General features: G+C 70.2%; 24 protein-coding genes. 3 read left to right on the top strand and 21 right to left on the bottom strand.

Annotated elements, in window-relative coordinates; translation table 11 throughout:
• Positions 1-19 precede the first annotated feature (19 nt).
• The 21 genes from LDO11_RS02830 to LDO11_RS02930 form a co-directional block, all read right to left on the bottom strand.
• Positions 20-385, bottom strand: coding sequence for a response regulator (locus LDO11_RS02830; RefSeq protein ID WP_129135811.1), 366 nt, complete (start codon positions 383-385; stop codon positions 20-22).
• Positions 382-780, bottom strand: a complete 399-nt coding sequence (locus tag LDO11_RS02835) for an STAS domain-containing protein (protein ID WP_232140251.1) — start codon at positions 778-780, stop codon at positions 382-384. The genes LDO11_RS02830 and LDO11_RS02835 overlap by 4 nt, the downstream gene beginning before the upstream one ends.
• Positions 777-1,466: a chemotaxis protein CheW gene (locus LDO11_RS02840; protein ID WP_232140252.1), complete on the bottom strand. Its 690-nt coding sequence runs from the start codon at positions 1,464-1,466 to the stop codon at positions 777-779. Before LDO11_RS02840 ends, LDO11_RS02835 begins: the two co-directional genes overlap by 4 nt.
• The gene (locus LDO11_RS02845) at positions 1,463-2,245 is read right to left on the bottom strand and encodes a ParA family protein (protein ID WP_232140253.1); all 783 of its coding nucleotides are present in this window, start codon (positions 2,243-2,245) and stop codon (positions 1,463-1,465) included. Before LDO11_RS02845 ends, LDO11_RS02840 begins: the two co-directional genes overlap by 4 nt.
• Positions 2,245-3,192: a flagellar motor protein MotD gene (motD, locus tag LDO11_RS02850; RefSeq protein WP_255683160.1), complete on the bottom strand. Its 948-nt coding sequence runs from the start codon at positions 3,190-3,192 to the stop codon at positions 2,245-2,247. The genes LDO11_RS02845 and motD overlap by 1 nt, the downstream gene beginning before the upstream one ends.
• Before the next feature lie 4 nt (positions 3,193-3,196).
• Positions 3,197-3,937, bottom strand: a complete 741-nt coding sequence (locus tag LDO11_RS02855) for a flagellar motor protein (RefSeq protein WP_129135816.1) — start codon at positions 3,935-3,937, stop codon at positions 3,197-3,199.
• A gap of 49 nt (positions 3,938-3,986) precedes the next feature.
• Positions 3,987-5,831 carry a chemotaxis protein CheA gene (locus tag LDO11_RS02860; RefSeq protein WP_129135817.1) on the bottom strand — a complete coding sequence of 615 codons (1,845 nt, stop codon included), beginning with the start codon at positions 5,829-5,831 and terminating at the stop codon, positions 3,987-3,989.
• A gap of 4 nt (positions 5,832-5,835) precedes the next feature.
• Complete coding sequence (locus tag LDO11_RS02865) at positions 5,836-6,444, bottom strand: protein phosphatase CheZ (protein WP_206733386.1); 609 nt, start codon at positions 6,442-6,444, stop codon at positions 5,836-5,838.
• Positions 6,441-6,833: a chemotaxis response regulator CheY gene (gene cheY / locus LDO11_RS02870; protein ID WP_164972141.1), complete on the bottom strand. Its 393-nt coding sequence runs from the start codon at positions 6,831-6,833 to the stop codon at positions 6,441-6,443. Before cheY ends, LDO11_RS02865 begins: the two co-directional genes overlap by 4 nt.
• 25 nt (positions 6,834-6,858) lie before the next feature.
• Positions 6,859-7,611, bottom strand: a complete 753-nt coding sequence (locus tag LDO11_RS02875) for an RNA polymerase sigma factor FliA (RefSeq protein ID WP_232140254.1) — start codon at positions 7,609-7,611, stop codon at positions 6,859-6,861.
• Complete coding sequence (locus LDO11_RS02880) at positions 7,608-8,477, bottom strand: P-loop NTPase (RefSeq protein ID WP_129135819.1); 870 nt, start codon at positions 8,475-8,477, stop codon at positions 7,608-7,610. Before LDO11_RS02880 ends, LDO11_RS02875 begins: the two co-directional genes overlap by 4 nt.
• On the bottom strand, positions 8,464-9,936 hold the full coding sequence (gene flhF, locus LDO11_RS02885; RefSeq protein ID WP_232140255.1) for a flagellar biosynthesis GTPase FlhF: 1,473 nt from the start codon (positions 9,934-9,936) through the stop codon (positions 8,464-8,466). Before flhF ends, LDO11_RS02880 begins: the two co-directional genes overlap by 14 nt.
• Positions 9,937-9,973: 37 nt before the next feature.
• Complete coding sequence (gene flhA / locus LDO11_RS02890; RefSeq protein WP_232140256.1) at positions 9,974-12,058, bottom strand: flagellar biosynthesis protein FlhA; 2,085 nt, start codon at positions 12,056-12,058, stop codon at positions 9,974-9,976.
• Entirely contained in the window at positions 12,055-13,194 is a 1,140-nt protein-coding gene (gene flhB / locus LDO11_RS02895; protein WP_232140257.1) for a flagellar biosynthesis protein FlhB, read from the bottom strand. The genes flhA and flhB overlap by 4 nt, the downstream gene beginning before the upstream one ends.
• Positions 13,195-13,300: 106 nt before the next feature.
• Positions 13,301-14,098, bottom strand: coding sequence for a flagellar biosynthetic protein FliR (gene fliR / locus LDO11_RS02900; protein WP_232140258.1), 798 nt, complete (start codon positions 14,096-14,098; stop codon positions 13,301-13,303).
• Between the two features lie 12 nt (positions 14,099-14,110).
• A complete protein-coding gene (locus LDO11_RS02905; RefSeq protein WP_129135824.1) occupies positions 14,111-14,380 on the bottom strand; it encodes a flagellar biosynthetic protein FliQ in 270 nt (89 codons plus the stop codon).
• Between the two features lie 4 nt (positions 14,381-14,384).
• Positions 14,385-15,149 (bottom strand): flagellar type III secretion system pore protein FliP, encoded by a 765-nt coding sequence (gene fliP, locus LDO11_RS02910; RefSeq protein ID WP_129135825.1) that lies wholly within the window; start codon positions 15,147-15,149, stop codon positions 14,385-14,387.
• 1 nt (position 15,150) lies between these two features.
• Positions 15,151-15,591, bottom strand: a complete 441-nt coding sequence (gene fliO, locus LDO11_RS02915) for a flagellar biosynthetic protein FliO (protein WP_100323246.1) — start codon at positions 15,589-15,591, stop codon at positions 15,151-15,153.
• Between the two features lie 110 nt (positions 15,592-15,701).
• Positions 15,702-16,046 carry a flagellar motor switch protein FliN gene (gene fliN, locus LDO11_RS02920; RefSeq protein ID WP_100323036.1) on the bottom strand — a complete coding sequence of 115 codons (345 nt, stop codon included), beginning with the start codon at positions 16,044-16,046 and terminating at the stop codon, positions 15,702-15,704.
• On the bottom strand, positions 16,043-17,056 hold the full coding sequence (gene fliM / locus LDO11_RS02925; protein ID WP_129135826.1) for a flagellar motor switch protein FliM: 1,014 nt from the start codon (positions 17,054-17,056) through the stop codon (positions 16,043-16,045). Before fliM ends, fliN begins: the two co-directional genes overlap by 4 nt.
• A gap of 13 nt (positions 17,057-17,069) precedes the next feature.
• Complete coding sequence (locus LDO11_RS02930) at positions 17,070-17,549, bottom strand: flagellar basal body-associated FliL family protein (RefSeq protein ID WP_232140259.1); 480 nt, start codon at positions 17,547-17,549, stop codon at positions 17,070-17,072.
• A gap of 259 nt (positions 17,550-17,808) precedes the next feature.
• Here LDO11_RS02930 and LDO11_RS02935 point away from each other — a divergent pair, with 259 nt between their 5' ends.
• The 3 genes from LDO11_RS02935 (at position 17,809) to LDO11_RS02945 (ending at position 22,953) form a co-directional block, all read left to right on the top strand.
• Positions 17,809-19,068: an efflux RND transporter periplasmic adaptor subunit gene (locus tag LDO11_RS02935; RefSeq protein WP_232140260.1), complete on the top strand. Its 1,260-nt coding sequence runs from the start codon at positions 17,809-17,811 to the stop codon at positions 19,066-19,068.
• A 12-nt stretch (positions 19,069-19,080) separates the two neighbouring features.
• Entirely contained in the window at positions 19,081-22,260 is a 3,180-nt protein-coding gene (locus tag LDO11_RS02940; protein ID WP_232140261.1) for an efflux RND transporter permease subunit, read from the top strand.
• Positions 22,261-22,344: 84 nt separating this feature from the next.
• Positions 22,345-22,953, top strand: coding sequence for a TetR/AcrR family transcriptional regulator (locus LDO11_RS02945; protein ID WP_232140262.1), 609 nt, complete (start codon positions 22,345-22,347; stop codon positions 22,951-22,953).
• Position 22,954: the final 1 nt, after the last annotated feature.

Raw genomic sequence — 22,954 nt, forward strand, 5'->3', positions numbered from 1 at the left:
CGCTCCGGTGTGGCGTGGATCAGCTGACCACGCGGCGCACGGTCGCCACGAGCTGGTCCGGGTCGAATGGCTTGACCAGCCAGCCGGTGGCGCCGGCGGCGCGGCCATCGGCCTTCTTGTCGGCCGACGACTCGGTGGTCAGCATCAGCAGCGGGGTGAACTTGTAGTCCGGCAGCTGGCGCAGTTCGCGGATCAGCGAGATGCCGTCCATGTTCGGCATGTTGACGTCGGTGATCACTGCGTTGAAGCGTGCGCCGCGGGCGCGGCCCAGCGCGACCTGGCCGTCTTCGGCCTCCTCGACGGCATAGCCGGCCGAGGTGAGGGCGAACGAGACCATCTGGCGCATCGAGGCGGAATCGTCGACGACGAGGATACGGGCGCTCATGGGGTTCTCTCCATGGAGGAAGTGGGGTGTGCCGGGGCGTCCGCGTCCGCGATCGCGAGTGCGGGCTCCAGGCTGAGGGTGCGGGCGGCTGCACGCAACGGCTCGCCGATATCGGCCCAGCGCGTTTCGCGGGCGTGCAGCGTGCGTGCCTGCCACCAGGCCGCAAGCACCTGCAGGCTGGCGGTGTGCACGCGCTGCACACCGGCGCCGTCGACGGCGATGGGTGCATCGACGTCCACGTGCGCGGCGAGCATGTCCTTGAGCCCGGCACTGCTCTCGATGCCGAGGTCGGATTGCAAGGTCACCGTGTCCAAAAAATCAGTCCCCGGGTTACGGACGGTTCGCCGCGGTAACGGCCGGATCGCGGCGATCTTTAGCGCCGTGACGTCGCTCATTGCGGCCGCAGCGGCATGTCCATCAGGCGGGTGGCATCGAGCAGCAGCATGACGTCGCGGCCGATGCGGGCGATGCCGTGGATACGGCGGTCGCCGACCGGTGCCAGCCGCGAGGCGTGGGCATCCTCGATCTGCGCGTCGTTGATGATCACCACGTCCTCGACCCCGCACACGCGCAGCCCGAGCACTTCGCCGCGGTCCTCGAGCACGATGATGCGGGTGCTGCCGGAATCCGCCGCCGGGCTTTCGCCGAGCTGCACGCCGAGGTCGATCACCGGCACCACCTGGCCGCGCAGGTTCATCACCCCGGCCACGCTGGGCACCGCGCCGCGCAGCGACAGCAGCGGCATCGGGCGCACCACCTCGCGGATCTTCAGCAGCTCGAGTGCGTAGGCCTGGCTGCCGCAGCGCAGCCGCAGCCAGCGTGCGGTGCGTTCGCCGCGACGACGACGGCGTTCGCCCTGTGCTGCCGACTCCGCGTCATCGGTGGCGCGGGTGTCCGTGCGTGCCGACGGCGCAGGGGTGGCAGCGCGTGGTGGCGCGGACGTGGACGGCGCCGCTTCTGCCACCGCGGGTGTCGGGGCGGGCGCGGCGACAGCTGCGGCCACCGCAGCCAGCGCCGGCGCAGGGGTGCCGGTACCCAGCAGCAGGTCCACGTAGTCGTCCACCTCGCGCAGCGCGTTCATGCCGCGCGCTCCAGCTGCTGCTGCTCGCTGGCCAGCAGCCAGTCGAGTGCGCGGGCATAGGCGGTCATCGCGCGGCCGCCCGGCTCGCCATGGAAGACCTGCTGTGCCAGCGCGTCGGCGTTGGCGAGCTGGGTGTCGACCGGGATCGCCTCGTCCCAGGCCAGTGCGCGGTATTCCTGCTGCAGCTGGGCGAGGGTGTCGCGGCCGGCGCGGGTACGGCGGTCGAACAGGGTCGGCAGCACCGACACCGGCAGCGGCCGCTGGCGCGAGCGTTCCACCATCGCGCCGGTGCGCACCATGCCGGCCAGGCCGTGCAGCGCCAGCGGTTCGCACTGGGTCGGCACGATCAGCCGGTCGGCCGCGGCCAGCGCGTTGACCATCAGCAGGCCGAGCGTGGGCGGGCAGTCGAGCAGCACCACGTCGTGCCCGCCGGTGTGGCGGGTGATCGCCTGCGAAAGCGCCAGGCCCAGGCCCGGCTGGTTGGCGCTGCGCCGCTCCAGGGTGGCCAGCGCGGTCTGCGCGCAGACGAAATCCAGGCCTTCGACGGGAGCCGGGCGCATCACCCCGGCCAGGGTGGCCGGCGGGGCGCCGAACAGGTCCACCACGCCCGCGGGCTGCGGGTCGCTGGGGATGCCGAAGGCACGGGTCAGCGAGGCATGCGGGTCGAGGTCGACCAGCAATACGCTGAGCCCGCGCAGCACCAGGCTGCGGCCGAGCGCGAGCGTCGTGGTGGTCTTGCCCACGCCTCCTTTCTGGTTGGCGATCGCCCACACGCGCATCAGCTGTCTCCTCGCATCGTCATCGTGGCCGCACGGGGTGGGGCACTGGCCACTGCGGCCTGGTTGGAACCGGCCGGCTGTGGGTGGTCGGCCGCACGCGCGCCGGCCGCATCGGGTGCGGCCAGCACCATCAGCACCACGCGGCGGTTGGCATTGCGGCCGGCATCGGTGGCGTTGTCGGCCTTCGGGCGGTGTTCGCCGTAGCCGACCATCACCAGCCGCTCCGGGGCCAGCTGCTCGCGCACGAACAGGTGCACGACGCTGGCCGCGCGCGCGGCCGACAGCTCCCAGTTGGACGGGAACTGCAGCGTGCGGATCGGCCGGTCGTCGGTATAGCCCTCGACGCGGATCGGATTGGGGGCGTCGCGCAGCAGCGCGGCGAGTTTCGTCATCAGGCCCTGGGCGGCTGGATCCAGCGACGCCGAACCGGTCGGGAACAGGATGTCGCTGTTGATCTCCACCTCCAGCCACAGGTCGGTGCGGTGGATGGTGATCATGCGTGCGCGCACCATCTCCGACAGCGCGTCCTCCAGCTGCAGGGCGATGCGCGACAGCTGCCTGCGCGAGGCTTCCAGCGCCGCCGCATCCAGGCCTTCGCCGGTGCGGTCGCTGCGCATCTTCGATTCCAGCATCGGCTGCAGGGGCGAATCCAGCACCGGGGACACTGCCTGCGGGCCGCGGCGGGCACCGCTGGGAATCGGCGTGGGGCGGCCGAAGTCGGACTCGCGGCGATCGCTTTCGCCGATCTGCACCGGGTCGATGGTGCGCGGCGTGCCGTTGAAGGCATTGGCCAGCGACTGCGACATCACCCGGTACTTGCCTTCGTTGAGCGAGGAGATCGCGTACATGACCACGAAGAAGGCGAGCAGCAGCGTCATCAGGTCGGCGTAGGGGATTGCCCACGCCTCGTGATTGGTGTGCTCCTCGTGGTGCTTGCGGCGTGCCATGGCGTCAGTGCAGGAAGCCGGCAAGGCGTGCTTCGATATTGCGCGGGTTCTCGCCCTGGGCAATCGCGATCAGGCCTTCGATCACCAGTTCGCGCTCGCCGCTGCGGCGGCCGACCACGCTCTTGAGCTTGGCCGCCATCGGCAGGAACAGCAGGTTCGCCGAGGCGATGCCGTAGATGGTCGCGGTGAAGGCGGCGGCGATGCCCTGGCCGAGCTTGCTGGGGTCGGCGAGGTTCTGCATCACCGCCATCAGGCCGAGCACGGCGCCGACGATGCCCAGGGTGGGCGCATAGATGCCCATGCTCTCGTAGATCTTCGCGGCGGCGAGGTCGTGGTGTTCCTCGCCACCGAGCTCGATCTCGAGCATGTGGCGGATCGCCTCGGGCTCGAGGCCGTCGACCAGCATCTGCAGGCCCTTGCGCAGGAACGGATCGGTCTGCGCCTCGACGTGGCTTTCCAGCCCGAGCAGGCCCTGGCGGCGGGCGACGTTGCTCCACTCCAGCAGCTGCGCGATCAGCGCCTGGCGGTCGGCCACCGGCGGCTTGATCACCCAGCGCGAGATCTTCATGGCGCGGGTGAGCACCGGGCGCGGTGCGTGCAGCAGGATGGCGGCGACGGTGCCGATGATCACGATCACGAACGCCGCGGGCGACCACAGGCCGGCAAGCCCGGCGCCCTTGAGGACGCTGCCGCCGATCAGCGCGACGATCGCGAGGACGAGCCCGACGAGACTGAAGATATCCATGGTGGCGATATCGGCGAAGGTGCGCGCGACTTGAGTTGCGCGGTGCCGATCAGACCGTGCGCAACGCGTCCACGTCGAGGATCAGCGCCAGGCGGCCGTCGCCGATCAGGGTGGCGCCGGCGTAGCCGGGCAGGCCACGCAGGGCGCGTGGCAGCGGCTTGATCACCACCTCCTCGCGGCCGCGCACCTCGTCGACCACCAGGCCGAAGCGGGCGTCGCCGCGCTGCAGGACCACGATGGTGAGCAGCGGCGTCTCCGGTGCCGGTTGCCGCAGCCAGTGCCGCAGGTCCAGCAGCGGCAGCGTGTGCGAGCGGCGGTCGAGCGCGGCGCGGCCGTCGAACCAGTTCACCGCATGGGTGGGTGCATGCAGCACTTCCTGCACCCGCGCCAACGGCAAGGCATAGGCATCGCCGGCCGCCTGCACCAGCAGCGTCGGCAGGATCGCCAGCGTCAGCGGCACGCGCAGCGAGAACCGGCTGCCGCGCCCGAGTTCGGAGTGCACCTGGATCTGCCCGCTGAGCTCGCGGATGCGCGACTGCACCACGTCCATGCCGACGCCACGGCCGGAAATGTCGCTGACCTCGCTGCGCGTCGAGAAGCCGGGCATGAACACCAGGTGCAGGCATTCCTCCACGCTCAGCCGCGCCGCGGTCTCGGCATCGATCAGACCCTTCTCGCGCGCCTTGGTGCGCAGGCGCTCGGGGTCGATGCCGGCACCGTCGTCCTGCACCTCGATGCCGACATAGTCGCCCTGCTGCTGGGCGATCAGCCTCACCTTGCCGGCGCGCGGCTTGCCGGTGGCCTCGCGCAGGGCCGGTGCTTCGATGCCGTGGTCGATGGCGTTGCGCACCAGGTGCACCAGCGGATCGGCCAGCGCCTCGACCAGGTTGCGGTCGAGTTCGGTCTCGGCGCCGACGAGCTCGAGGTCCACTTCCTTGTCGAGTGCGCGTGCGACGTCACGCGCGAGCTTGGGGAAGCGCGCGAACACCTTGCCCACCGGCTGCATGCGGGTGTGCATCACCGCGCCCTGCAGGCGCGCGGTGGCGTTGTCGAGCGTGCTCACGGCACGGTCGAGCTCCTCGTCGCGCAGCCGCGCGCGCAGGGTCTTGAGGCGGTTGCGCGCCAGTACCAGCTCGCCGACGAGATCGACGATGGCGTCCAGACGGCGGGTGTCCACGCGTACGGTGTGTTCGCGCTCGGCAGTGGCCGCTCCATTGGCGGCCTGCGGGGCTGCCGGCTTCGGCGCGGCGGCGGCAGGCGGCGCAGGTGCGGGCGTCGGCGTGCGCGGGGCGGCCGGCGGAGTCACCTGGGCTGCGGCAGCTCCGGGCGGGGCCGACCCGTGCAACTGGTCGAGCAGCGCCTCGAATTCGTCGTCGCTGATCGCCCCGCCGTTTCCGGCTGCACCGACCGGGCCCGGCGCCGCGTTGCCGTGCAGCTGGTCGAGCAGTGCCTCGAATTCGTCGTCGCCGATCATGTCGCCATTGGCGGCGGCGGCGGCGGGCGTGGCGGTCGTGGCCGGCGGCGCAAGCGAGAAGCCGTTGACGACCGCGGCGGGCGCGCGCGGCACCTCGCTGCCGGAGTCGATCGCGTCCACCATCGCCTGCAGCCAGTCCAATGACTGCTGCGCGGCATCGAAATGCCGCGCCTCCAGCGTCGCCTGGCCGCTGCGTGCAGCGCCCAGGGTTTCCTCGGCCGCGTGGCAGAGCTCCACCAGCGGGGTCACGCCGAGAAAGCCGGCGCCGCCCTTGAGCGTGTGGAACGCGCGGAAGACCGCGTTCAACTGTTCGCGGTCGCCGGGCGTCTGCTCCAGCGCCACCAGCTGCCCGCCGAGGTCGTCGAGCAGCTCGCGTGCCTCGATCACGAAGTCGGCGGCGATTTCCGGCGAGGCGTTCACGGTGTCAGAGCCCGAGGTTCGACAGCAGGTCGTCGGCGTCGCTCTGGCCCACGGTGCCGCGATCCAGCCCCCCGACCGCCGGGCCGTGGCCACGGTTCGGGCACGCCGGCTCGTCCTTCGGCGGCAGGCCGAGTTCGCCGAAACCCTCGTGCACGCCACGCACGATCGATGCGACGCGGCGGATGATCTGCCCGCCGAGGTCCTGGTGGCTCTGTGCCAGCGCCATCTCGCGCAGGTTGTCGCGCAGCGCCTCGACGGTACCGGCCTGGCTGTCGTCGAGCGGGCCGTCCTTGAGGCGGGCGACCAGCGCACGGCTGTCGTCGATCAGGTCGAGGGTGCGATGGGTGGCCTCCTCGGTCATCGCCACCACGTGGTCGAGGCGGGCGCAGGCGTCGTCGAGGTTGCCGCCCGACGGTGCCGGGGGCAGGGCATCGAGCGCCTGTTCGAGCTCGCGCGCCAGCCGGCCGAGGCCGCTGACCAGCGTATGCGCGCGCGATGCGGCGATCGCATCGACGTGGCGGCGCCAGGCGTCCTCGTCGCCGCGCTCCAGCGCGTCGAGTGCATCCTGCAGCAGGCGCGCGACCGGGACGTCGTCCGCCACCGCCGCGTTCAAGCGCCGCCCCCGAGGCGTTCGAACACCTTGTTGAGCTTCTCTTCCAGGGTCTGCGCGGTGAACGGCTTGATGATGTAGCCGTTCACGCCGTTCTGCGCGGCCTCGATGATCTGTTCGCGCTTGGCCTCGGCGGTCACCATCAGCACCGGCAGGGTGCGGAACTTGGCATCGGCGCGGATCTCGCGCAGCAGCTCGATGCCGGTCATGCCGGGCATGTTCCAGTCGGTGATCACCAGCTCCACCGCATCCTGCCGCAGCACGGCCAGCGCGCTGTGGCCGTCCTCGGCTTCCACGGTGTTGTTGAAGCCGAGGTCGGTCAGCAGGTTCTTGATGATCCGCCGCATCGTCGAGAAGTCATCGACGATCAGCACGCGCATGTTCTTGTTCAAAAGGGGCTCCAGTAAAACGATGGCATCAGTCGTCGTCGCCGATGCCGGTATCGGCGAGTTCGAACGCGGTCAGCCGCCCGCGCAGCCGCACCACCGCCTGGCCATGGATCTGGCACACGCGTGATTCGCTGACGCCGAGCACCGCGCCGATCTCCTTGAGGTTGAGTTCCTGCTGGTAGTACAGCGACAGCACCAGCTGCTCGCGTTCGGGCAACAGGCCGATCGCGGCGGCGAGTTCGCGGCCGAATTCGCCGCGCACCATTGCTTCCTGGGGGGTGGGCCCGCCACGACGCGCGGGCTCGACCTCGCCGTGGTCCTCGACGTGCGAGTCCAGGCTCAGCACCTGGCCGCGCGCGGCGTCTTCCAGCAGGCGCATGTAGTCGGCCAGCGGCAGCCCGAGCTTGTCGGCGACTTCCTGCGCCGCGGCGGCGCGGCCGGTGGCCTGCTCGATCGAACGGATCGCGGCGGCGGCTTCGCGCGCGCGGCGGTGCACCGAACGCGGCACCCAGTCGCCACGGCGGATCTCGTCGATCATCGAACCGCGGATGCGGATCGAGGCATAGGTCTCGAACGAGGCGCCCTGGTCGGCGTCGTAGCTGCGCGAGGCTTCGAGCAGGCCGATCATGCCGGCCTGCACGAGATCGTCGATCTCCACGCTGGCCGGCAGTCGCGCCGCCAGGTGGTGGGCGATGCGGCGCACCAGTTCGGCATGCTGGACGATCGGATCCGGCGCGCTGCTGCGCTGGATGTCCTGGTAGTGGCGGGCGGCCATGCTCATGCCGGCACCCCCTGGCGCAGCATCCGCTCGACGAAGAACTCGACATGCCCGCGTGGCGCGGTCGGCGCCTGCCAGCGGGCGGTGCGGCGGGCGATCTCGGCCAGCGCACGCGCCGACGGGCTCGACGGGTAGGCGCGCACCACCGCCTGCTGGCGCTGCACCGACATCCGCAGCCATTCGCACTGCGGAACCGCGCCGAGGTAGTTCAGCGACACGTCGCCGATGAAGCGCTCGCACACGCGCGACAGCTTCTCGTACAGGCCGCGGCCTTCCTGCGGGCTGCGCACCATGTTGGCCACCACCTGCACCTGGCCGACGCCGCGCTCGCGTGCCAGCACCTTGATCAGCGCATACGCATCGGTGATCGACGCCGGCTCGTCGCAGACCACCACCAGGGTGTCCTGCGCGGCCTGGCAGAAGGTCAGCACCGAATCGGTGATGCCGGCGGCGGTGTCCACCACCAGCATGTCGAGATCGCGCTGCAGGTCGTTGAAGACGTTGACCAGCCCGGCATGTTCGGCGGGGCGCAGTTCCGCCATGTGCCGGCGGCCGGAGGCGGCGGGGACGATCATCACGCCCGACGGGCCGTCGAGGATCACCTCGTCGAGGCTGCAGCGCCCGGCCACCAGGTCGGCCAGCGTGTAGCGCGGCGACAGCCCCAGCAGCACGTCGACGTTCGCCAGGCCGAGGTCGGCATCCAGCAGCAGGGTGCGCTTGCCGAGCTCCGACAGCGCGATCGCCAGGTTCGCCGACACATTGGTCTTGCCCACGCCGCCCTTGCCACCGGTGACGGCGAGGGTGCGCACGGGGGCGGGCACGGGCGGAACGGCGACGGACATCGGCGGCAGGGTCTCAGGCGACAGCATGGGTGTGCTCCGGGGCGGAATGCTCGGATGCCATGGGCTTATCGGCATCGCGGCGGAGATCTTCAAGGCGAAGTACCAGGTGGGCCGCATTGGCCCGGCTCAGGTCTTCAGGGATGCGCTGGCCGTCGGTGGTCCAGGTCAGCGGCAGCTGGTGGTCGACCACCACCGACAGCGCGCTGCCGAGTCGGCTGGTCTCGTCGAGCTTGGTCAGCACCACGCCCTGCGGGCGCGCGTGCTCGAAGCGGCGGACGACTTCATCGAGGTCGGCGAAGTGGGTGTTGGCCGGCAGTACCAGCAGGGTGCGCACCTGGCGCGCGGCGCGCAGCCAGTTCAGCTGGCCGGCGAGGGCACGGTCGCGCTGGCTCAGGCCGGCGGTGTCCACCAGCACCAGCCGGTAGTCCTGCAGCTTCTGCAGCAGCTGCAGCAGGCCGGCCTCGCTGTCGGCCTCGTGCACGGCGATGCCGAGCTGGCGGCCGTAGCTGTGCAGCTGCTCGCGGCCACCGACGCGCGCGGTGTCGGTGGTCACCAGGGCGACGTCGCGCGGCTGGTACTGCGACGCATAGAGTGCGGCCAGCTTTGCAATCGTGGTGGTCTTGCCGGCACCGGTCGGGCCGACCAGGGCGATCACCCCGGCCTCGTGCAGCGGATCGACCGGGCAGATCGGCAGCCTGCGCGAGATCAGGCCGAGCATCAGCCCGCGCGCGCGGTGGGCCGGGGTGTCGGCGGGAATCTGCAGCACCACGTCGCGGGTGATGCCGGCATCGAAACCGTAGTCCTCCAGCAGTTCCATCGCCTGCGCGCGCACCGGCGAGCCGCGCAGGCGCTCGTCGGTGAGCCGCGCCATCTCGCGTTCGATCATCGTGCGCATCTGCGCCAGTTCGTCGCGCATGCGCGCCAGTTCGCCGTCGCTTGCAGGCGCGGGTGGCGTGGGCACCGCGGCCAGCACCGGCGCGGGCGGGGCGGGCGGTTCCGGCAGCGGCTCGATCATCGGCGCAACCGGCGGACGGGTGCGCGCCAGCAGTTCGGCGAAGGCGGGGCCGTCGAATTCGTCGGCGACGTCGAGTGCATTGGCCACCGCGGTCGGCTCCGCCGGTACCTCGATCGCGCGCGGTGCAACCGGGATGGAAGCAGGCGCAGGTTGGGCCACAGGTGTGGGCGCGATCGGTGCGGCAGCCCCTGCCGGCGCGGCGGGCGGGGCGAGGTCGCGCAGCCAGCGCTCGGCCGGGGCCAGTGGGCGTTCCGGGGCGGCCACCACCGGGGCCGGGGCTTCGGCCGCGGCGCGCGGCTGCGCCTCGAGGGCACGCTGCAGGCAGGCTTCGTCGTAGTTGCTGGCCGCCACGATCTCCACGCCCTCGTCGGTGCGGCGGTTGGAGAGGATCACGGCATCGGGTCCATGGGCATCGCGCACCATCTGCAGTGCGGTGCGCATGTCGGCGGCGACGAAGCGGCGGATGTTCATGGTTGTTGCCCGTGTTGCGAAGGGGGTGATGCGTTGCTCAATTGATCGTGCCCACCAGCTTCAGGCGCCGGTCCTCCGGGACTTCCGTGTAGGCCAGCACCGACAGTCCGGGCACGCTGTGGCGGACCAGGCGCGCCAGCGCAGCGCGCACCTGGCTGGGCACCAGCACCACCGCCGGTTCGTTCCTGGCCTCCTGCTGGCCCGCGCAGTCGGCGAGGCTCTGCTGCAGACGTTCGGCCAGGCCCGGTTCCAGTGCGGCCCCGGCGCCCTGCGCGGAATCCTGCAACACCCGTTCCAGCGTCGGCGCCAGCGTGTACACCGGCAGTTCGATGGCGGGCCCGGCGATTTCCTGGACGATGAAGCGGCCCAGCGCGGTGCGCACCGCCGCGGTCAGCTGGGTCGGGTCCTGGGTATGGGCCGCGTGCTCGACCAGCGACTCGGCGATGCGCCGCAGCTGGCGCACCGGGATGCGTTCGATCAGCAGGTTCTGCAGCACCCGCACCACCACCGCCAGCGGCAGCGACTTCGGCGTCAGGTCCTCGGCGAGCTTGGGCGTGCTGCGCGCAAGCGTTGCCAGCAGCTGCTGCACTTCCTCGTGGCCCAGCAGTTCCGGCGCCTGCTCTCGCACCAGGTGCGAGAGGTGGGTGGCGACCACGGTGGCGGGATCGACCACCGTGTAGCCGGCGGCCTCCGCCTGGGCGCGCTGCAGCGGCAGGATCCACAGGGCGTCGAGCCCGAACGCCGGGTCCTTGCCGGGGATGCCCTCGATCGGATGCAGGGTGCCGCCGGGGTCGAGTGCGAGCAGGCGGTCGGGATGGATGTCGGCGGTGGCCACCGGCACGCCATGCACCAGCAGGCGGTAGGCGGTGGGCGCGAGCTCGAGGTTGTCGCGGATATGCACCGGCGGGATCAGGAAGCCGATGTCCTGGGTGAGCTTGCGGCGCACCGCCTTGATCCGCGCCATCAGCTCGCCGCCCTGGGCCTTGTCGACCAGCGGGATCAGCCGGTAGCCCACTTCCAGCCCGAGCGGATCGACCGGGCGCAGGTCGTCCCAGCCGAGCTCGGCGGTGGCGGCCTGTTCGGGCGAGGGCAGGGCGGGATCGGGATTGGCCGCGGCCTGCTCGGCCTCGATGCTGCGCTTGCGCATGTGCCAGGCCGCGTAGCCCACCACGGCCGCCAGGCTCAGGAAGGCCAGGTTCGGCATGCCGGGCACCAGGCCCACGACCAGCAGGATCGACGCCGCGATGGTCAGCGCCTTGTACTGGCCGAACACCTGGCCGGTGACCGCACCGCCCATGTCCTGCGAGCGCGAGGCGCGGGTCACCAGCAGGGCGACCGCCGACGACACCAGCAGGGCGGGGATCTGCGAGACCAGGCCGTCACCGATCGACAGCAGGGTGTAGGTCGCCGCGGCATCGCCGGCGCCCATCCCGTGCTGGAGCACGCCGATGGCAAGCCCGCCGATCACCGTCACGAACAGGATCAGCAGGCCGGCGATCGCATCGCCGCGGATGAACTTGCTGGCACCGTCCATCGCGCCGTAGAAGTCCGCCTCCTGGCGGACCTCCTCGCGACGGGCCTTGGCTTCCTCGCGCGTCAGCAGGCCGGCATTGAGGTCGGCGTCGATCGCCATCTGCTTGCCGGGCATGGCGTCGAGGATGAAGCGCGCGGTCACTTCGGAGACGCGGCCGGCGCCCTTGGTGACGACCACGAAGTTGATGATGGTGAGGATCGCGAAGGCGACGATGCCGACGGCGAAGTTGCCGCCGATCACGAACTCGCCGAACGATTCGATCACCTTGCCGGCCGCACCGGGGCCGTTCTGGCCGTGCAGCAGGATGACGCGGGTGGAGGCCACGTTGAGCGCGAGGCGCAGCATCGTGGTGATCAGCAGCACGATCGGGAAGATGCTGAAGTCCAGCGGCCGCTGCACGTAGATCACCGCCAGCAGCACCACCAGCGAGATCGCGATGTTGAAGCTGAAAAGGATGTCGAGGATGGTCGGCGGCAGCGGCACCACCACCATCGCCAGCAGCGCCAGCACCACCAGCGGTGCGCCCAGGCCGTTGCGCAGCATGTCGAAGAAGCGCTTCGGCCCCGGCTGCATCAGCGCGGCGCTCATCGCGGTGCCCCGCGTGCGCCGTCAGCCTCGTCGACCTCGATATCGGCCAGCTGCGGCTGCGGCGTGCCCGCCCGCCAGTTGCGCAACTGGTAGACGTAGGAGAGCACCTGGGCAACGGCTGCGTAGAGTTTCACCGGGATTTCCTGGCCGATCTCCCCTTCCCGATACAAGACCCGTGCCAGAGGCGGTGCTTCGACCAGCGCGACCCGGTGCTGGGTGGCGACTTCGCGGATACGCAGCGCCAGTTCGTCGACGCCCTTGGCGACCACCTTCGGTGCGCGCATGTTGCCGCCGTCGTATTTCAGCGCCACCGCGTAGTGGGTGGGGTTGACCACGATCACGTCGGCGGTGGGCACGTCCTCCATCATCCGGCGCTGCGACATCTCCTGCTGCAGCTGGCGGATGCGGCCCTTGACCTCGGGCCGGCCTTCGGATTCCTTCATTTCCTCGCGCAGTTCCTGCCGCGTCATCATCAGCTTCCGCCGCCAGTTCCACTTCTGGTACGGCGCATCCATCAGCGCCAGCAACAGCAGCGCGGCGGCGGTGGCCAGCAGCATCCACAGCGCGAAGTGCAGACCGCCACGCGCGGCATCCTCCAGCGGCTGGTTGAGCATCGAGCGCAGCCGGTTGAGCCCGGGCCACAGGAACAGCGTGGCCGCGCCGCCAACCAGGGCCACGCGCAGCAGCGACTTCAGCAGCTCGGCGAAGCCTTCGGGTCCATAGATGCGCTTGAGCCCGGCCAGCGGGTCGAGCTTCTTGAGGTCGGGCACCAGGCCCTTGGTGGCGAAGTTGAAGCCGCCCATCGCCGCCGGGGCGATGAAGCACGCGGCCAGAGTGACCAGCAGCAGCGGCGCCAGGATCCACAGGAAGCCCAGCATCAGCTTCGCGGCATGGCCGAACAGCAGATGTGGCGATTCCAGCAGGGCCAGGTCGGGGGTCAGCGCCGTGCGCATCCAGTCGAGGGCGCGCGCGGCGAATCCGCCGCCCATCGCCAGCAGCGCGACCACGCCCGCACCGAACACCGCCACCGTCGACAGCTCGCGCGAGCGCGGGACATTGCCTTTCTCCCGTGCCTCGCGCAGCCGTTTTTCACTGGGCTGTTCGGTTTTTTCCTGACCGTCTTCGTTTTCCGCCATCACTCACGGCCGCTGGTACCTGCCCGGGGTGGTGCAAGGCGCGTGCCGCGAAGCGGACCCTCACCCGAGGGCAGGGCGTGGACCGCCGGAGATTCCCACGGCCTGCCTACCCGCCGGTCGGAACCCGTCCGGCCGCATCGAACGCGGCGTCGTACAGCCGCTGCACCGGCGGGCCCATCTCCCCGGCCAGCATCGCGATCAGGAACAGGCCGACCAGCACCGAGACCGGCAGGCCGAGCTGGATCGGGTTGAGTGCCGGCGCCGCCCGCGACAGCACGCCGAAGGCCAGGTTGATGGCCAGCATCGCCACCATCACCGGCAGCGCCAGCGTGACCGCCCCGCGCAGCACCAGCGAGAAGAACTGCGGGGCGATCTCCAGCGTGGCGCGCACATCGGGCAGGGCGGTGCCGATCGGCAGTGCCTCGTAGCTGTGCACCAGCAGCGCGATCAGTGCCAGATGGCCGTTGGCGGCGAAGAACAGCAACCCGAACGCGAGGTAGAACCACTGCGAGATGACACCGGAGTCCACCCCGCGCAGGGGATCGCTCATCTGCGCGAACGACAGGCCGGTGCCCTGCGAGATCAGCTCACCGGCGAGTGCGCCGGCCTCGAACACCAGCCGCAGCATGAAGCCCATCGCCGCGCCGACCGCCAGCTCACGGGCCACCGACAGCACGGTGGCGGCATCGAAGCCGGTGAACGCAGGCGGCGCCGGCAGCAGCGGGGCGAGCGCCAGGCTGATCACCAGCGCGGCCATCACCCGGATGCGCGCCGGGATCGCGCGGGTGCCGATCAGCGGGATCGCCATCAGCAGCGCGCCCACGCGCAGCGCGGTCCACAGCAGGGTGCCGATCATGCCGAAGGCCTGCTGGCCATCGATCGCCATCTGGGTGGCGGGGTCCATCCTCCGTCCCGCCTAGCCGATGAGGTGGGGAATGCGGTGGAACAGGGTGATCGTGTAGTCGACCAGGTAGCTCAGGAGGAACGCGCCGAGCGCGAACAGCGCCGCGGTCAGCGCCGCCGCCTTGGCCACGAAGGCGATGGTCGGCTCGTTGATCTGGGTGGCGGCCTGCACCACGCCGACCACCACGCCGACGATCAGCACGGTCACAAGCAGCGGGCCACCGACCCACAGCGCCACCTGCAGGCCCAGGCGCAGTTCGGTGAGGGCGAGTTCAGGCGTCATCGGCTCAGACCGCGTTGAAGCTGGCGGCGAGCGTGCCGACCGTGAGCACCCAGCCGTCGACCAGCACGAACAGCAGGATCTTGAACGGCGCCGAGACCAGCATCGGCGACAGCATCATCATGCCCATCGACATCAGCACGCTGGCCACCACCAGGTCGATGATGATGAAGGGGATGAACACCAGGAAGCCGATCTCGAACGCGGTCTTGAGCTCGCTGGTGACGAACGAGGCGACCAGCACCTGGAACGGCACCTCGTCCGGCCCGGCATAGCCGCTGTGGCCGGCGAGGCCGGCGAACGTCATCAGGTCGGTCTCGCGCACCTGCGCCAGCATGAAGGCGCGCAGCGGCGCGCTGCCGAGGTCCCAGGCGGCACGGAATTCCAGCTCGCCGTTGAGCCACGGACCGAAGCCATTGGTCCATGCGGCTTCCCATACCGGGGTCATCACCAGCGCGGTCAGGAACAGCGCCAGCCCCACCAGCACCTGGTTGGACGGCGTCTGCCCGGTGCCCATCGCCTGGCGCAGCAGCGCCAGCACCACGATGATCCGGGTGAACGCGGTCAGCACCAGCAGCATCGACGGGATCAGGGTGATCGCCGTCATCAGCAGCAGGGTCTGCAGCGGCAGGCTCACCGGCGCATCGCCGATCTGGCCCACGGTCACGCCCGGCAGCGAGGGCAACTGCGGCGTGGCCCAGGCCAGCGATGGCAGCAGCAGGCAGGCGATCGCCACCAGCGCCGCGACGCGGCGCACCCAGCGGGAGGTCATGTCAGGAATCCTTGCGCAGGCGTTGCGCGAGCAGTTGCTTGAAATCGGGAAGCTGCTTCAGCGACGGCAGCCGGGCGGGCGTCGCCTCCGGCAGGTGCTCGGGCAACAGGTGCAGCGTGCGCACGCCACCGGCGCCGATGCCGATCAGCAGCTGCTCGCCGCCGACCTGCACCACCGCCGCACGCTCGCGTGCACCCAGCGGGATATTCGCGACCACGCGCAGGCCCTCGGCCTGGCGGAAGCTGCTGCCCGGCATGCGCTTGAGCACCCAAGCCAGGCCGAGGATCAGCCCGACCACCAGCAGCAGCGCGATCACCGCACCGCCCAGGCCCGGGGCCTGCGGGGCATGCGCGCCGATCGCGACGGGCTTTGCCGGGGTGGCGACTTCGGCATGCAGCTGCGGCGGCGACGCCACCGGCAGGGCGGCGGTGCCGGCATCCATCGCCGTGTCATTGGCGGATGCAGCCGCGACCGGCGTGACCGCCGCCGCGGTGGTGGCGATCGTCGCCGCCTGCGCGCTCGCCTGCACGATGCCGAGGCTGCCGGCAACGATCACCGCAGTCTCCGGATCCGTTCGCTCGGGCTGACCACGTCGGTCAGGCGCACGCCGAAGCGGTCGTTGATCACCACCACCTCGCCATGCGCGATGAGGGTGCCGTTGACGTAGACGTCGAGCGGCTCGCCGGCGCCGCGCTCGAGCTCGATCACCGAGCCGCGGTTGAGCTGCAGCAGGTTGCGGATCGGCATGCGGGTGCGCCCGACTTCCAGCGACAGCGCCACCGGCACGTCGAGGATGACGTCGAGGTTGAGATCGCTCGCATCGTCGGGGTTGTCGGCGCGCAGGTCGTCGAAACGGGCCGGCTCGGCGGTGGGGAAGACGGTGTCCTGGGTGTTCATGCGGGCAGGTCCTGGGGGTCGGTGCGGCGCTGCGGCTGCGTGCCGGGCGGATGGGTCCGGGTGATCTTCACCACGTTGTTGCCGTTGGCGGTGCCGAAGCGGCCGGTGAAGACCGGGATGTCCTCGATGCAGATCGGCACCTCCTCGGGGAGGTCGATCGGGATGATGTCGCCCACCTTCAGCCGGGTGAGCTGGCGCAGGTCGATGCGGCGGCGCGCCAGCACGCTCGACACGTTGACCTCGGCCGACATCAGCTGCTCGCGCATCGACACGTTCCAGCTCTCGTCGCGGTCGACGCGGTCGGACTGGATGCCGGCATCCAGCAGCTCGCGGATCGGCTCGAGCATCGAATAGGGCAGGGTGACGTGGATCTCGCCGCCGCCGCCTTCGAGGTCCACGTGGAAGCGGCTGACCACCACGTACTCGCGCGGGGTGACGATGTTGGCGAAGTGCGGGTTGATCTCGGAGTTGAGGTATTCGCACTCCACGTCCAGCACCGGCGCCCAGGCCTCGGCAAGGTCGGCGAAGGTCTGCTTGAGCATCAGCTGGATGACCCGCATCTCGGTCGCGGTGAACTCGCGGCCCTCGATGCGGGTGGGGTAGCGGCCATCGCCGCCGAAGAAGTTGTCGACCACCGAGAACACCAGCTTCGGCTCGAACACGATCAGCCCGGTGCCGCGCAGCGGCTTGAACTTGATCAGGTTGAGGTTGGTCGGCACGTAGAGCTGGTGCAGGTAGTCGCCGAACTTGATCAGGTCGATGCCGCGCACGGAGATGTCGGCGGAGCGGCGGATCAGGTTGAACAGGCCGATCCGCCACAGGCGCACGAAGCGCTCGTTGACCATCTCCATGGTCGGCATGCGGCCGCGGATGATGCGGTCCTGGCTGGCGAAGTCGTAGGTGCGCGCAACGCCCGGGTCGGGCGCCGGCTCGGTGTCGACCACGCCCGAGTCGACGCCGTGCAGCAGCGCGTCGATCTCGTCCTGGGACAGCAGGTCGTGGGTGCTCATGGCCGGTGGCCCCTTACTGGGTGACGAAGCTGGTGAACAGCAGCGATTCGGCCTGTGGCGCGCCGGTTTCCTCGGTCATCAGCGCCTGCACTTCCTCCAGCGCCTGCGCGCGCAGCGCTTCCTTGCCCTCGCGGGTGGCGACGCCGTCGTAGGTCTGCTGGGCGAACAGCATCAGCAGCCGCGCGCGCAGTGCCGGCTCGTGGCGGGTGAGTTCCTGGGTGGCCAGCGGGTCGCGCGTGACCAGCTGCACCTCGACCTGCAGGTAGCGCGGGCCCATCGGGGTCTCGTCGAGGTTCACCACGAACGGCGGCGACATCGGCAGGTACTGCGCCGGCGCCGGCGGCTTCGGCGCATCGCTGTCGCCACGGGTGTTGAAGTACCAGAAGCCGGCGCCGGCCAGGCCGAGCAGGGCGACCACGGCCACGATGGCCAGGGTGATGCGGTGCGAAGAGGACGAGGGCTTCTTGCGGGAAGGGTCTGCAGCGACAGCCACGTGGCGTTACCGGTGTGGATTCGACCGGTCACATGCAATCGCCGTGCCGTTGCACCGCCGGAAAGCCGTCGCCGGGCGCGGGCCGGGCGCGGGCCGCGCGGGGCGCTGGCCGAAATACCTGGCTGGACGCGCTGAAACTGAATGGACCCCGTGCAGGCGCTCTTCGGCGCTTTGACGGATTGAGAATGATCGTTCATTCTTCCCGCCTGCCGCCGGCCCCCCCCCGGCGGTTTTCCTTTTTCCGTGCAGGCCTTTCCCCATGTCCACATCGTCGCGTCGGTTCGCCGGCCTCCTGATCCTGAGTCTCTTGCTGGCGGCCTGTGGCGCCGGCGGCGCACCGGAGGCACCGCCGCCGCCGGAAGTGAATGTGGTCACCCTGCAACCGGAAACCGTCACCCTGACCCGCGAACTGCCGGGGCGCACCAGTGCCTTCCTGGTCGCCGAAGTGCGGCCGCAGGTCAACGGGATCGTGCGCCGCCAGCTGTTCACCGAGGGCAGCCTGGTCAAGGCCGGCGAGCCGCTGTACCAGATCGACGACGCCAGCTACCGCGCTGCCGCCAACAGCGCGCGCGCGCAGCTGTCGCGTGCCCAGGCCACGCTGACCGCCGCGCGGCTGAGCGCCAACCGCATCGGCGAGCTGGCCGCCGTGCAGGTCGTGAGCCGGCAGGACGACGAGAACGCGACCGCGGCGCTGCGCCAGGCCGAGGCCGATGTCGGTGCCGCGCGCGCGGTGCTGGACGCCGCCAACGTCACCCTCGGCCATGCCCGCATCACCGCGCCGATCGACGGTCGCATCGGCAGGTCGTCGGTGACCGTGGGTGCGCTGGTCACCGCCAACCAGCCGGCGGCGCTGGCCACCGTGCAGCAGCTCGACCCGATCCATGTGGATCTCACCCAGTCGTCCAGCGAACTGCTGCAGCTGCGGCGCGAATTCGCCGCCGGCACGCTGGAGAGCGGGCAGGGCCTGCCGGTGACGATCCTGCTGGAAGACGGCACGCCCTTCCCGCATCCGGGCACGCTGGCGTTCTCCGAGGTCGGCGTGGACCCGGCGACCGGCAGCTACGGCCTGCGGGTGACCGTGGACAACCCCGACCACGTGCTGATGCCCGGCATGTACGTGCGTGCGGTCCTCGGCAGCGGCGTGCGGCAGAACGCGATCCTGGTGCCGCAACAGGGCGTGACCCGCGACCCGCGCGGCAATGCCAGCGCGATGGTGGTCAATGCCGAAGGCATGGTGGAACAGCGCCCGGTGCAGGTCAGCCGCACCGTCGGCGACCGCTGGCTGGTCGAGGATGGCCTGGTCGCCGGTGACCGGGTGATCGTCGAGGGCCTGCAGAAGATCCAGCCCGGCGTGCCGGTGCAGGTCGCCGAAGCGCCGCCCGCCGGCGATTCCGCCGCGGGCACGTCGCCCGCCGCGACCCCGGCCACCGATGCGGCCACGCAGGCCGATGCCGCCGTGCAGCCCGCCGACCCCGACGCGGCCGCACCGGCGGCCGACGCTGCTGCCCAGCAGCCGTAAGCGGAGACTTCCATGGCACGTTTCTTCATCGATCGCCCGATTTTCGCCTGGGTCATCGCGATCATCATCATGCTGGCCGGCATCCTGTCGATCACCAGCCTGCCGGTGTCGATGTATCCCACGGTGGCGCCGCCCGCGATCGAGATCAGCGCCACCTACCCCGGCGCCTCGGCGCAGGTGCTCGAGGACTCGGTGACCCAGGTCATCGAGCAGAACATGAAGGGCCTCGACGGGCTGATGTACTTCTCGTCGCAGTCGTCGTCCAACGGCATGGCGACGATCACCCTGACCTTCGAGAGCGGCACCGACCCGGACATCGCCCAGGTGCAGGTGCAGAACAAGCTGCAGCTGGCGATGCCACTGTTGCCGCAGGACGTGCAGCGCCAGGGCGTCAACGTCGCCAAGTCGATGTCGGGCTTCCTGCAGGTGATCGGCTTCGTCTCCGACGACGGCTCGATGGACGAGGTCGACATCGCCGACTACGTGACCGCCAACGTCGTCGACCCGCTCAGCCGCGTGCCCGGCGTGGGCAACATCCAGGTGTTCGGCGGCAAGTACGCCATGCGCATCTGGCTCGACCCCAACAAGCTGCACACCTACCGGCTGTCGATCCCGGAAGTCACCACCGCGATCCGCGCGCAGAACGCGCAGGTGGCGATCGGTTCGCTGGGCGGCGCGCCGGCCATCGATGGCCAGCAGATCAACGCCACCATCAACGCCCAGGACCGCCTGCAGACGCCGGAGCAGTTCCGCGACATCGTCGTGCGCAGCGATGCCGACGGCTCGGTGCTGCGGCTGGGCGACATCGCCCGCGTGGAAATGGGCACCGAACTCTACGAGTTCACCTCGCGCTACAACGGCGAGCCGGCCACCGGCGTGGCGATCTCGATGTCGACCGGCGCCAACGCGCTCGACACCGCGGCCGGGGTCCGTAGCGCGCTCGACGAGCTGGAACCGTATTTCCCGGCGGGCATGAAGGTGGTGGTGCCGTTCGACACCACGCCGTTCGTGCGGGTCTCGATCAAGAGCGTGGTGACCACGCTGATCGAAGCCATCGTGCTGGTGTTCCTGGTGATGTACCTGTTCCTGCAGAACTTCCGCGCCACCCTGATCCCGACGATCGCGGTGCCGGTGGTGCTGCTGGGCACCTTCGGCGTGCTCGCGGCGCTGGGCTTCTCGGTCAACATGCTGACGATGTTCGCGATGGTGCTGGCGATCGGGCTGCTGGTCGACGACGCCATCGTGGTCGTGGAGAACGTCGAACGCATCATGACCGAGGAGGGCCTGTCGCCACTGGAGGCCACCCGCAAGTCGATGGACCAGATCACCGGTGCGCTGGTCGGCATCGGCGTGGTGCTGTCGGCGGTGTTCGTGCCGATGGCCTTCATGTCGGGCTCGACCGGTGTCATCTACCGGCAGTTCTCGGTGACGATCGTGTCGGCGATGGCGCTGTCGGTGCTGGTGGCGATCGTGCTGACCCCGGCGCTGTGCGCGACCATGCTCAAGCCGCTGGAGAAGGGCGAGCACCACGACAGCGGCGGCGGGCGCATGGCGCGCTTCTTCGCCTGGTTCAACCGCGGCTTCGACGCCACCAGCGGCAGATACCGCCGTGGCGTGCGCGCGATCGTCTCGCGCCCCAGGCGCTGGATGATGGTGTTCGCCGCGATGGTGGTGGTGATGGGTGTGCTGTTCATGCGCCTGCCGACGTCGTTCCTGCCCGACGAGGACCAGGGCGTGCTGATGGCGATGGTGCAGACCCCGGTCGGCGCCACCCAGGAGCGCACCATGCGCTCGATCGAGGCGCTGGAGCAGCACTTCCTGCACAACGAGACGGACGCGGTGGAATCCGTGTTCGCGGTGCAGGGCTTCAGCTTCGCGGGCATGGGCCAGAACACCGGCATGGCCTTCGTCAAGCTCAAGGACTGGGACCAGCGCAGCGACGCGTCGCTCAGCGCATCGGCCGTGGCCGGCCGCGGCATGGGCGCGCTGAGCCGGATCAAGGACGCCTTCATCTTCGTGTTCGCGCCGCCGGCGATGCCGGAACTGGGCGTCGCCGCCGGCTACTCGTTCTTCCTGCAGGACAACGGCGCGCAGGGCCACGAGGCGCTGCTGGATGCACGCAACCAGCTGCTGGGCATGGCGGGGCAGAGCGGGCTGCTGGCCAACGTGCGCCCCAACGGCCAGGAGGACACGCCGCAGCTGCGCATCGATGTCGACGTCGCCCGCGCCGGCGCGCTGGGCCTGACCCAGGACGCCATCAACGCAACGCTCGCCACCGCGTGGGGCGGCCAGTACATCGACGACTTCATCGACCGTGGCCGGGTCAAGCGGGTCTATGTGCAGTCCGATGCGCAGTTCCGCATGACCCCGGAGGACTTCAACCAGTGGTCGGTGAAGAACAGTGCCGGCGAGATGGTGCCGTTCTCCGCGTTCGGCAGCTGGGACTGGGACTACGGTTCGCCGCGCCTGGAGCGCTACAACGGCATACCGGCGATGGAGATCCAGGGCGAGGCCGCGCCCGGCGTGTCCTCGGGTGACGCGATGGCCGAGATCGAACGCCTCGCCGCGCAGCTGCCGCCGGGCTTCGCGATCGAGTGGACCGCGCTGTCCTACCAGGAACGCGAGGCCGGTTCGCAGACGCCGCTGCTCTACACCATGTCGCTGCTGATCGTGTTCCTGTGCCTGGCCGCGCTGTACGAGAGCTGGAAGGTGCCGACCTCGGTGCTGCTGGCGGCGCCGATCGGCATCCTCGGTGCGGCGCTGGCGGCGACGGTGTTCGGCCTGGACCGCGACGTCTACTTCCAGGTGGCGATGCTCACCACGGTGGGGCTGGTCAGCAAGAACGCGATCCTGATCGTTGAGTTCGCCAAGCAGAACCTGGAAGCCGGCATGGAGGTGATCGAGGCGACCATGCAGGCGGTGCGCGACCGCCTGCGGCCGATCGTCATGACCTCGCTGGCGTTCGGTCTCGGCGTCACCCCGCTGGCGCTGTCGTCGGGTGCCGGTTCCGGCGCCCAGAACGCGATCGGCACGAGCGTGCTCGGCGGCATGATCGTCGGCACCCTGTTCGGGCTGTTCCTGATCCCGCTGTTCTTCGTGGTGGTGCAGAAGGTGTTCGGCGGCCGACGCAGGCCGGCAGTGCCGGCACCGGCCGTGGCAGGATCGCCGGAGCCCGGCGCCACCGCGCCCTGATGGTTGACGGCTGGCGTATTCGCGCCAGCCGTCATGGCCCGGGGATGATGTTGTCCACCGCATGCCGTATCACGGAGCACCTGGATGAGCGCAAGACCCAGATCGGAAAAGGCGGAGGCGCGTGCCGAGGCGCAGCGCACGCGCATCCTCGATGCCGCGCAGCACTGCTTCATCGAGCACGGGTTCCACGGCGCGGGCATGGCGCTCATCGCCGAGACCGCGCAGATGAGCGCGGGGCTGATCTACCGGTATTTCGAGAGCAAGAGCGCGATCATCCGCGCGATCGTGGAGGAACAGCTGGAACTGCTGCGCGAGGACATCGCCCGCAACACGCACCCGGACTTCCCGACGGTGCTCGCGGAGGAGTACGGACGCCCGCACCGGTGCGAAGGCCGCCGCATGAGTGCCTCGCTGCTGCTGGAGATCTCGGCCGAAGCCACCCGCGACCCGCAGATCGCGGCCGCCCTCGACGACTACGACACCACGGTGCGCAATGCGCTGCAGGACTGGCTGACCCGCGCCCGCGAGGCCGGCGGGATGGCGCTGGACGGTGAAGATGCGCGCAGGCGCGCATTGATGCTGCAGTGCCTGATCGAGGGACTGAAGCTGCGCGAGACCCGCGAACCGGGGCTCGACCGCGACCTGCTGATGGCCGCGCTGCAGGACGTGGTGCCGCGGATGCTCGACCGCTGAG

It is taken from the genome of Alterluteimonas muca (genome assembly GCF_021191595.1).
Classification (GTDB): domain Bacteria; phylum Pseudomonadota; class Gammaproteobacteria; order Xanthomonadales; family Xanthomonadaceae; genus Luteimonas; species Luteimonas muca.

Bases quoted from the DNA above. Each gene is read 5' to 3' on its own strand.
- LDO11_RS02830 (WP_129135811.1), bottom strand. From the start codon at position 385: ATGAGCGCCCGTATCCTCGTCGTCGACGATTCCGCCTCGATGCGCCAG.
- LDO11_RS02835 (WP_232140251.1), bottom strand. From the start codon at position 780: ATGAGCGACGTCACGGCGCTAAAGATCGCCGCGATCCGGCCGTTACCG.
- LDO11_RS02840 (WP_232140252.1), bottom strand. From the start codon at position 1,466: ATGAACGCGCTGCGCGAGGTGGACGACTACGTGGACCTGCTGCTGGGT.
- LDO11_RS02845 (WP_232140253.1), bottom strand. From the start codon at position 2,245: ATGCGCGTGTGGGCGATCGCCAACCAGAAAGGAGGCGTGGGCAAGACC.
- motD (WP_255683160.1), bottom strand. From the start codon at position 3,192: ATGGCACGCCGCAAGCACCACGAGGAGCACACCAATCACGAGGCGTGG.
- LDO11_RS02855 (WP_129135816.1), bottom strand. From the start codon at position 3,937: ATGGATATCTTCAGTCTCGTCGGGCTCGTCCTCGCGATCGTCGCGCTG.
- LDO11_RS02875 (WP_232140254.1), bottom strand. From the start codon at position 7,611: ATGAGCATGGCCGCCCGCCACTACCAGGACATCCAGCGCAGCAGCGCG.
- LDO11_RS02880 (WP_129135819.1), bottom strand. From the start codon at position 8,477: ATGCTGTCGCCTGAGACCCTGCCGCCGATGTCCGTCGCCGTTCCGCCC.
- flhF (WP_232140255.1), bottom strand. From the start codon at position 9,936: ATGAACATCCGCCGCTTCGTCGCCGCCGACATGCGCACCGCACTGCAG.
- flhA (WP_232140256.1), bottom strand. From the start codon at position 12,058: ATGAGCGCCGCGCTGATGCAGCCGGGGCCGAAGCGCTTCTTCGACATG.
- flhB (WP_232140257.1), bottom strand. From the start codon at position 13,194: ATGGCGGAAAACGAAGACGGTCAGGAAAAAACCGAACAGCCCAGTGAA.
- fliR (WP_232140258.1), bottom strand. From the start codon at position 14,098: ATGGACCCCGCCACCCAGATGGCGATCGATGGCCAGCAGGCCTTCGGC.
- LDO11_RS02905 (WP_129135824.1), bottom strand. From the start codon at position 14,380: ATGACGCCTGAACTCGCCCTCACCGAACTGCGCCTGGGCCTGCAGGTG.
- fliP (WP_129135825.1), bottom strand. From the start codon at position 15,149: ATGACCTCCCGCTGGGTGCGCCGCGTCGCGGCGCTGGTGGCGATCGCC.
- fliO (WP_100323246.1), bottom strand. From the start codon at position 15,591: ATGGATGCCGGCACCGCCGCCCTGCCGGTGGCGTCGCCGCCGCAGCTG.
- fliN (WP_100323036.1), bottom strand. From the start codon at position 16,046: ATGAACACCCAGGACACCGTCTTCCCCACCGCCGAGCCGGCCCGTTTC.
- fliM (WP_129135826.1), bottom strand. From the start codon at position 17,056: ATGAGCACCCACGACCTGCTGTCCCAGGACGAGATCGACGCGCTGCTG.
- LDO11_RS02935 (WP_232140260.1), top strand. From the start codon at position 17,809: ATGTCCACATCGTCGCGTCGGTTCGCCGGCCTCCTGATCCTGAGTCTC.
- LDO11_RS02940 (WP_232140261.1), top strand. From the start codon at position 19,081: ATGGCACGTTTCTTCATCGATCGCCCGATTTTCGCCTGGGTCATCGCG.
- LDO11_RS02945 (WP_232140262.1), top strand. From the start codon at position 22,345: ATGAGCGCAAGACCCAGATCGGAAAAGGCGGAGGCGCGTGCCGAGGCG.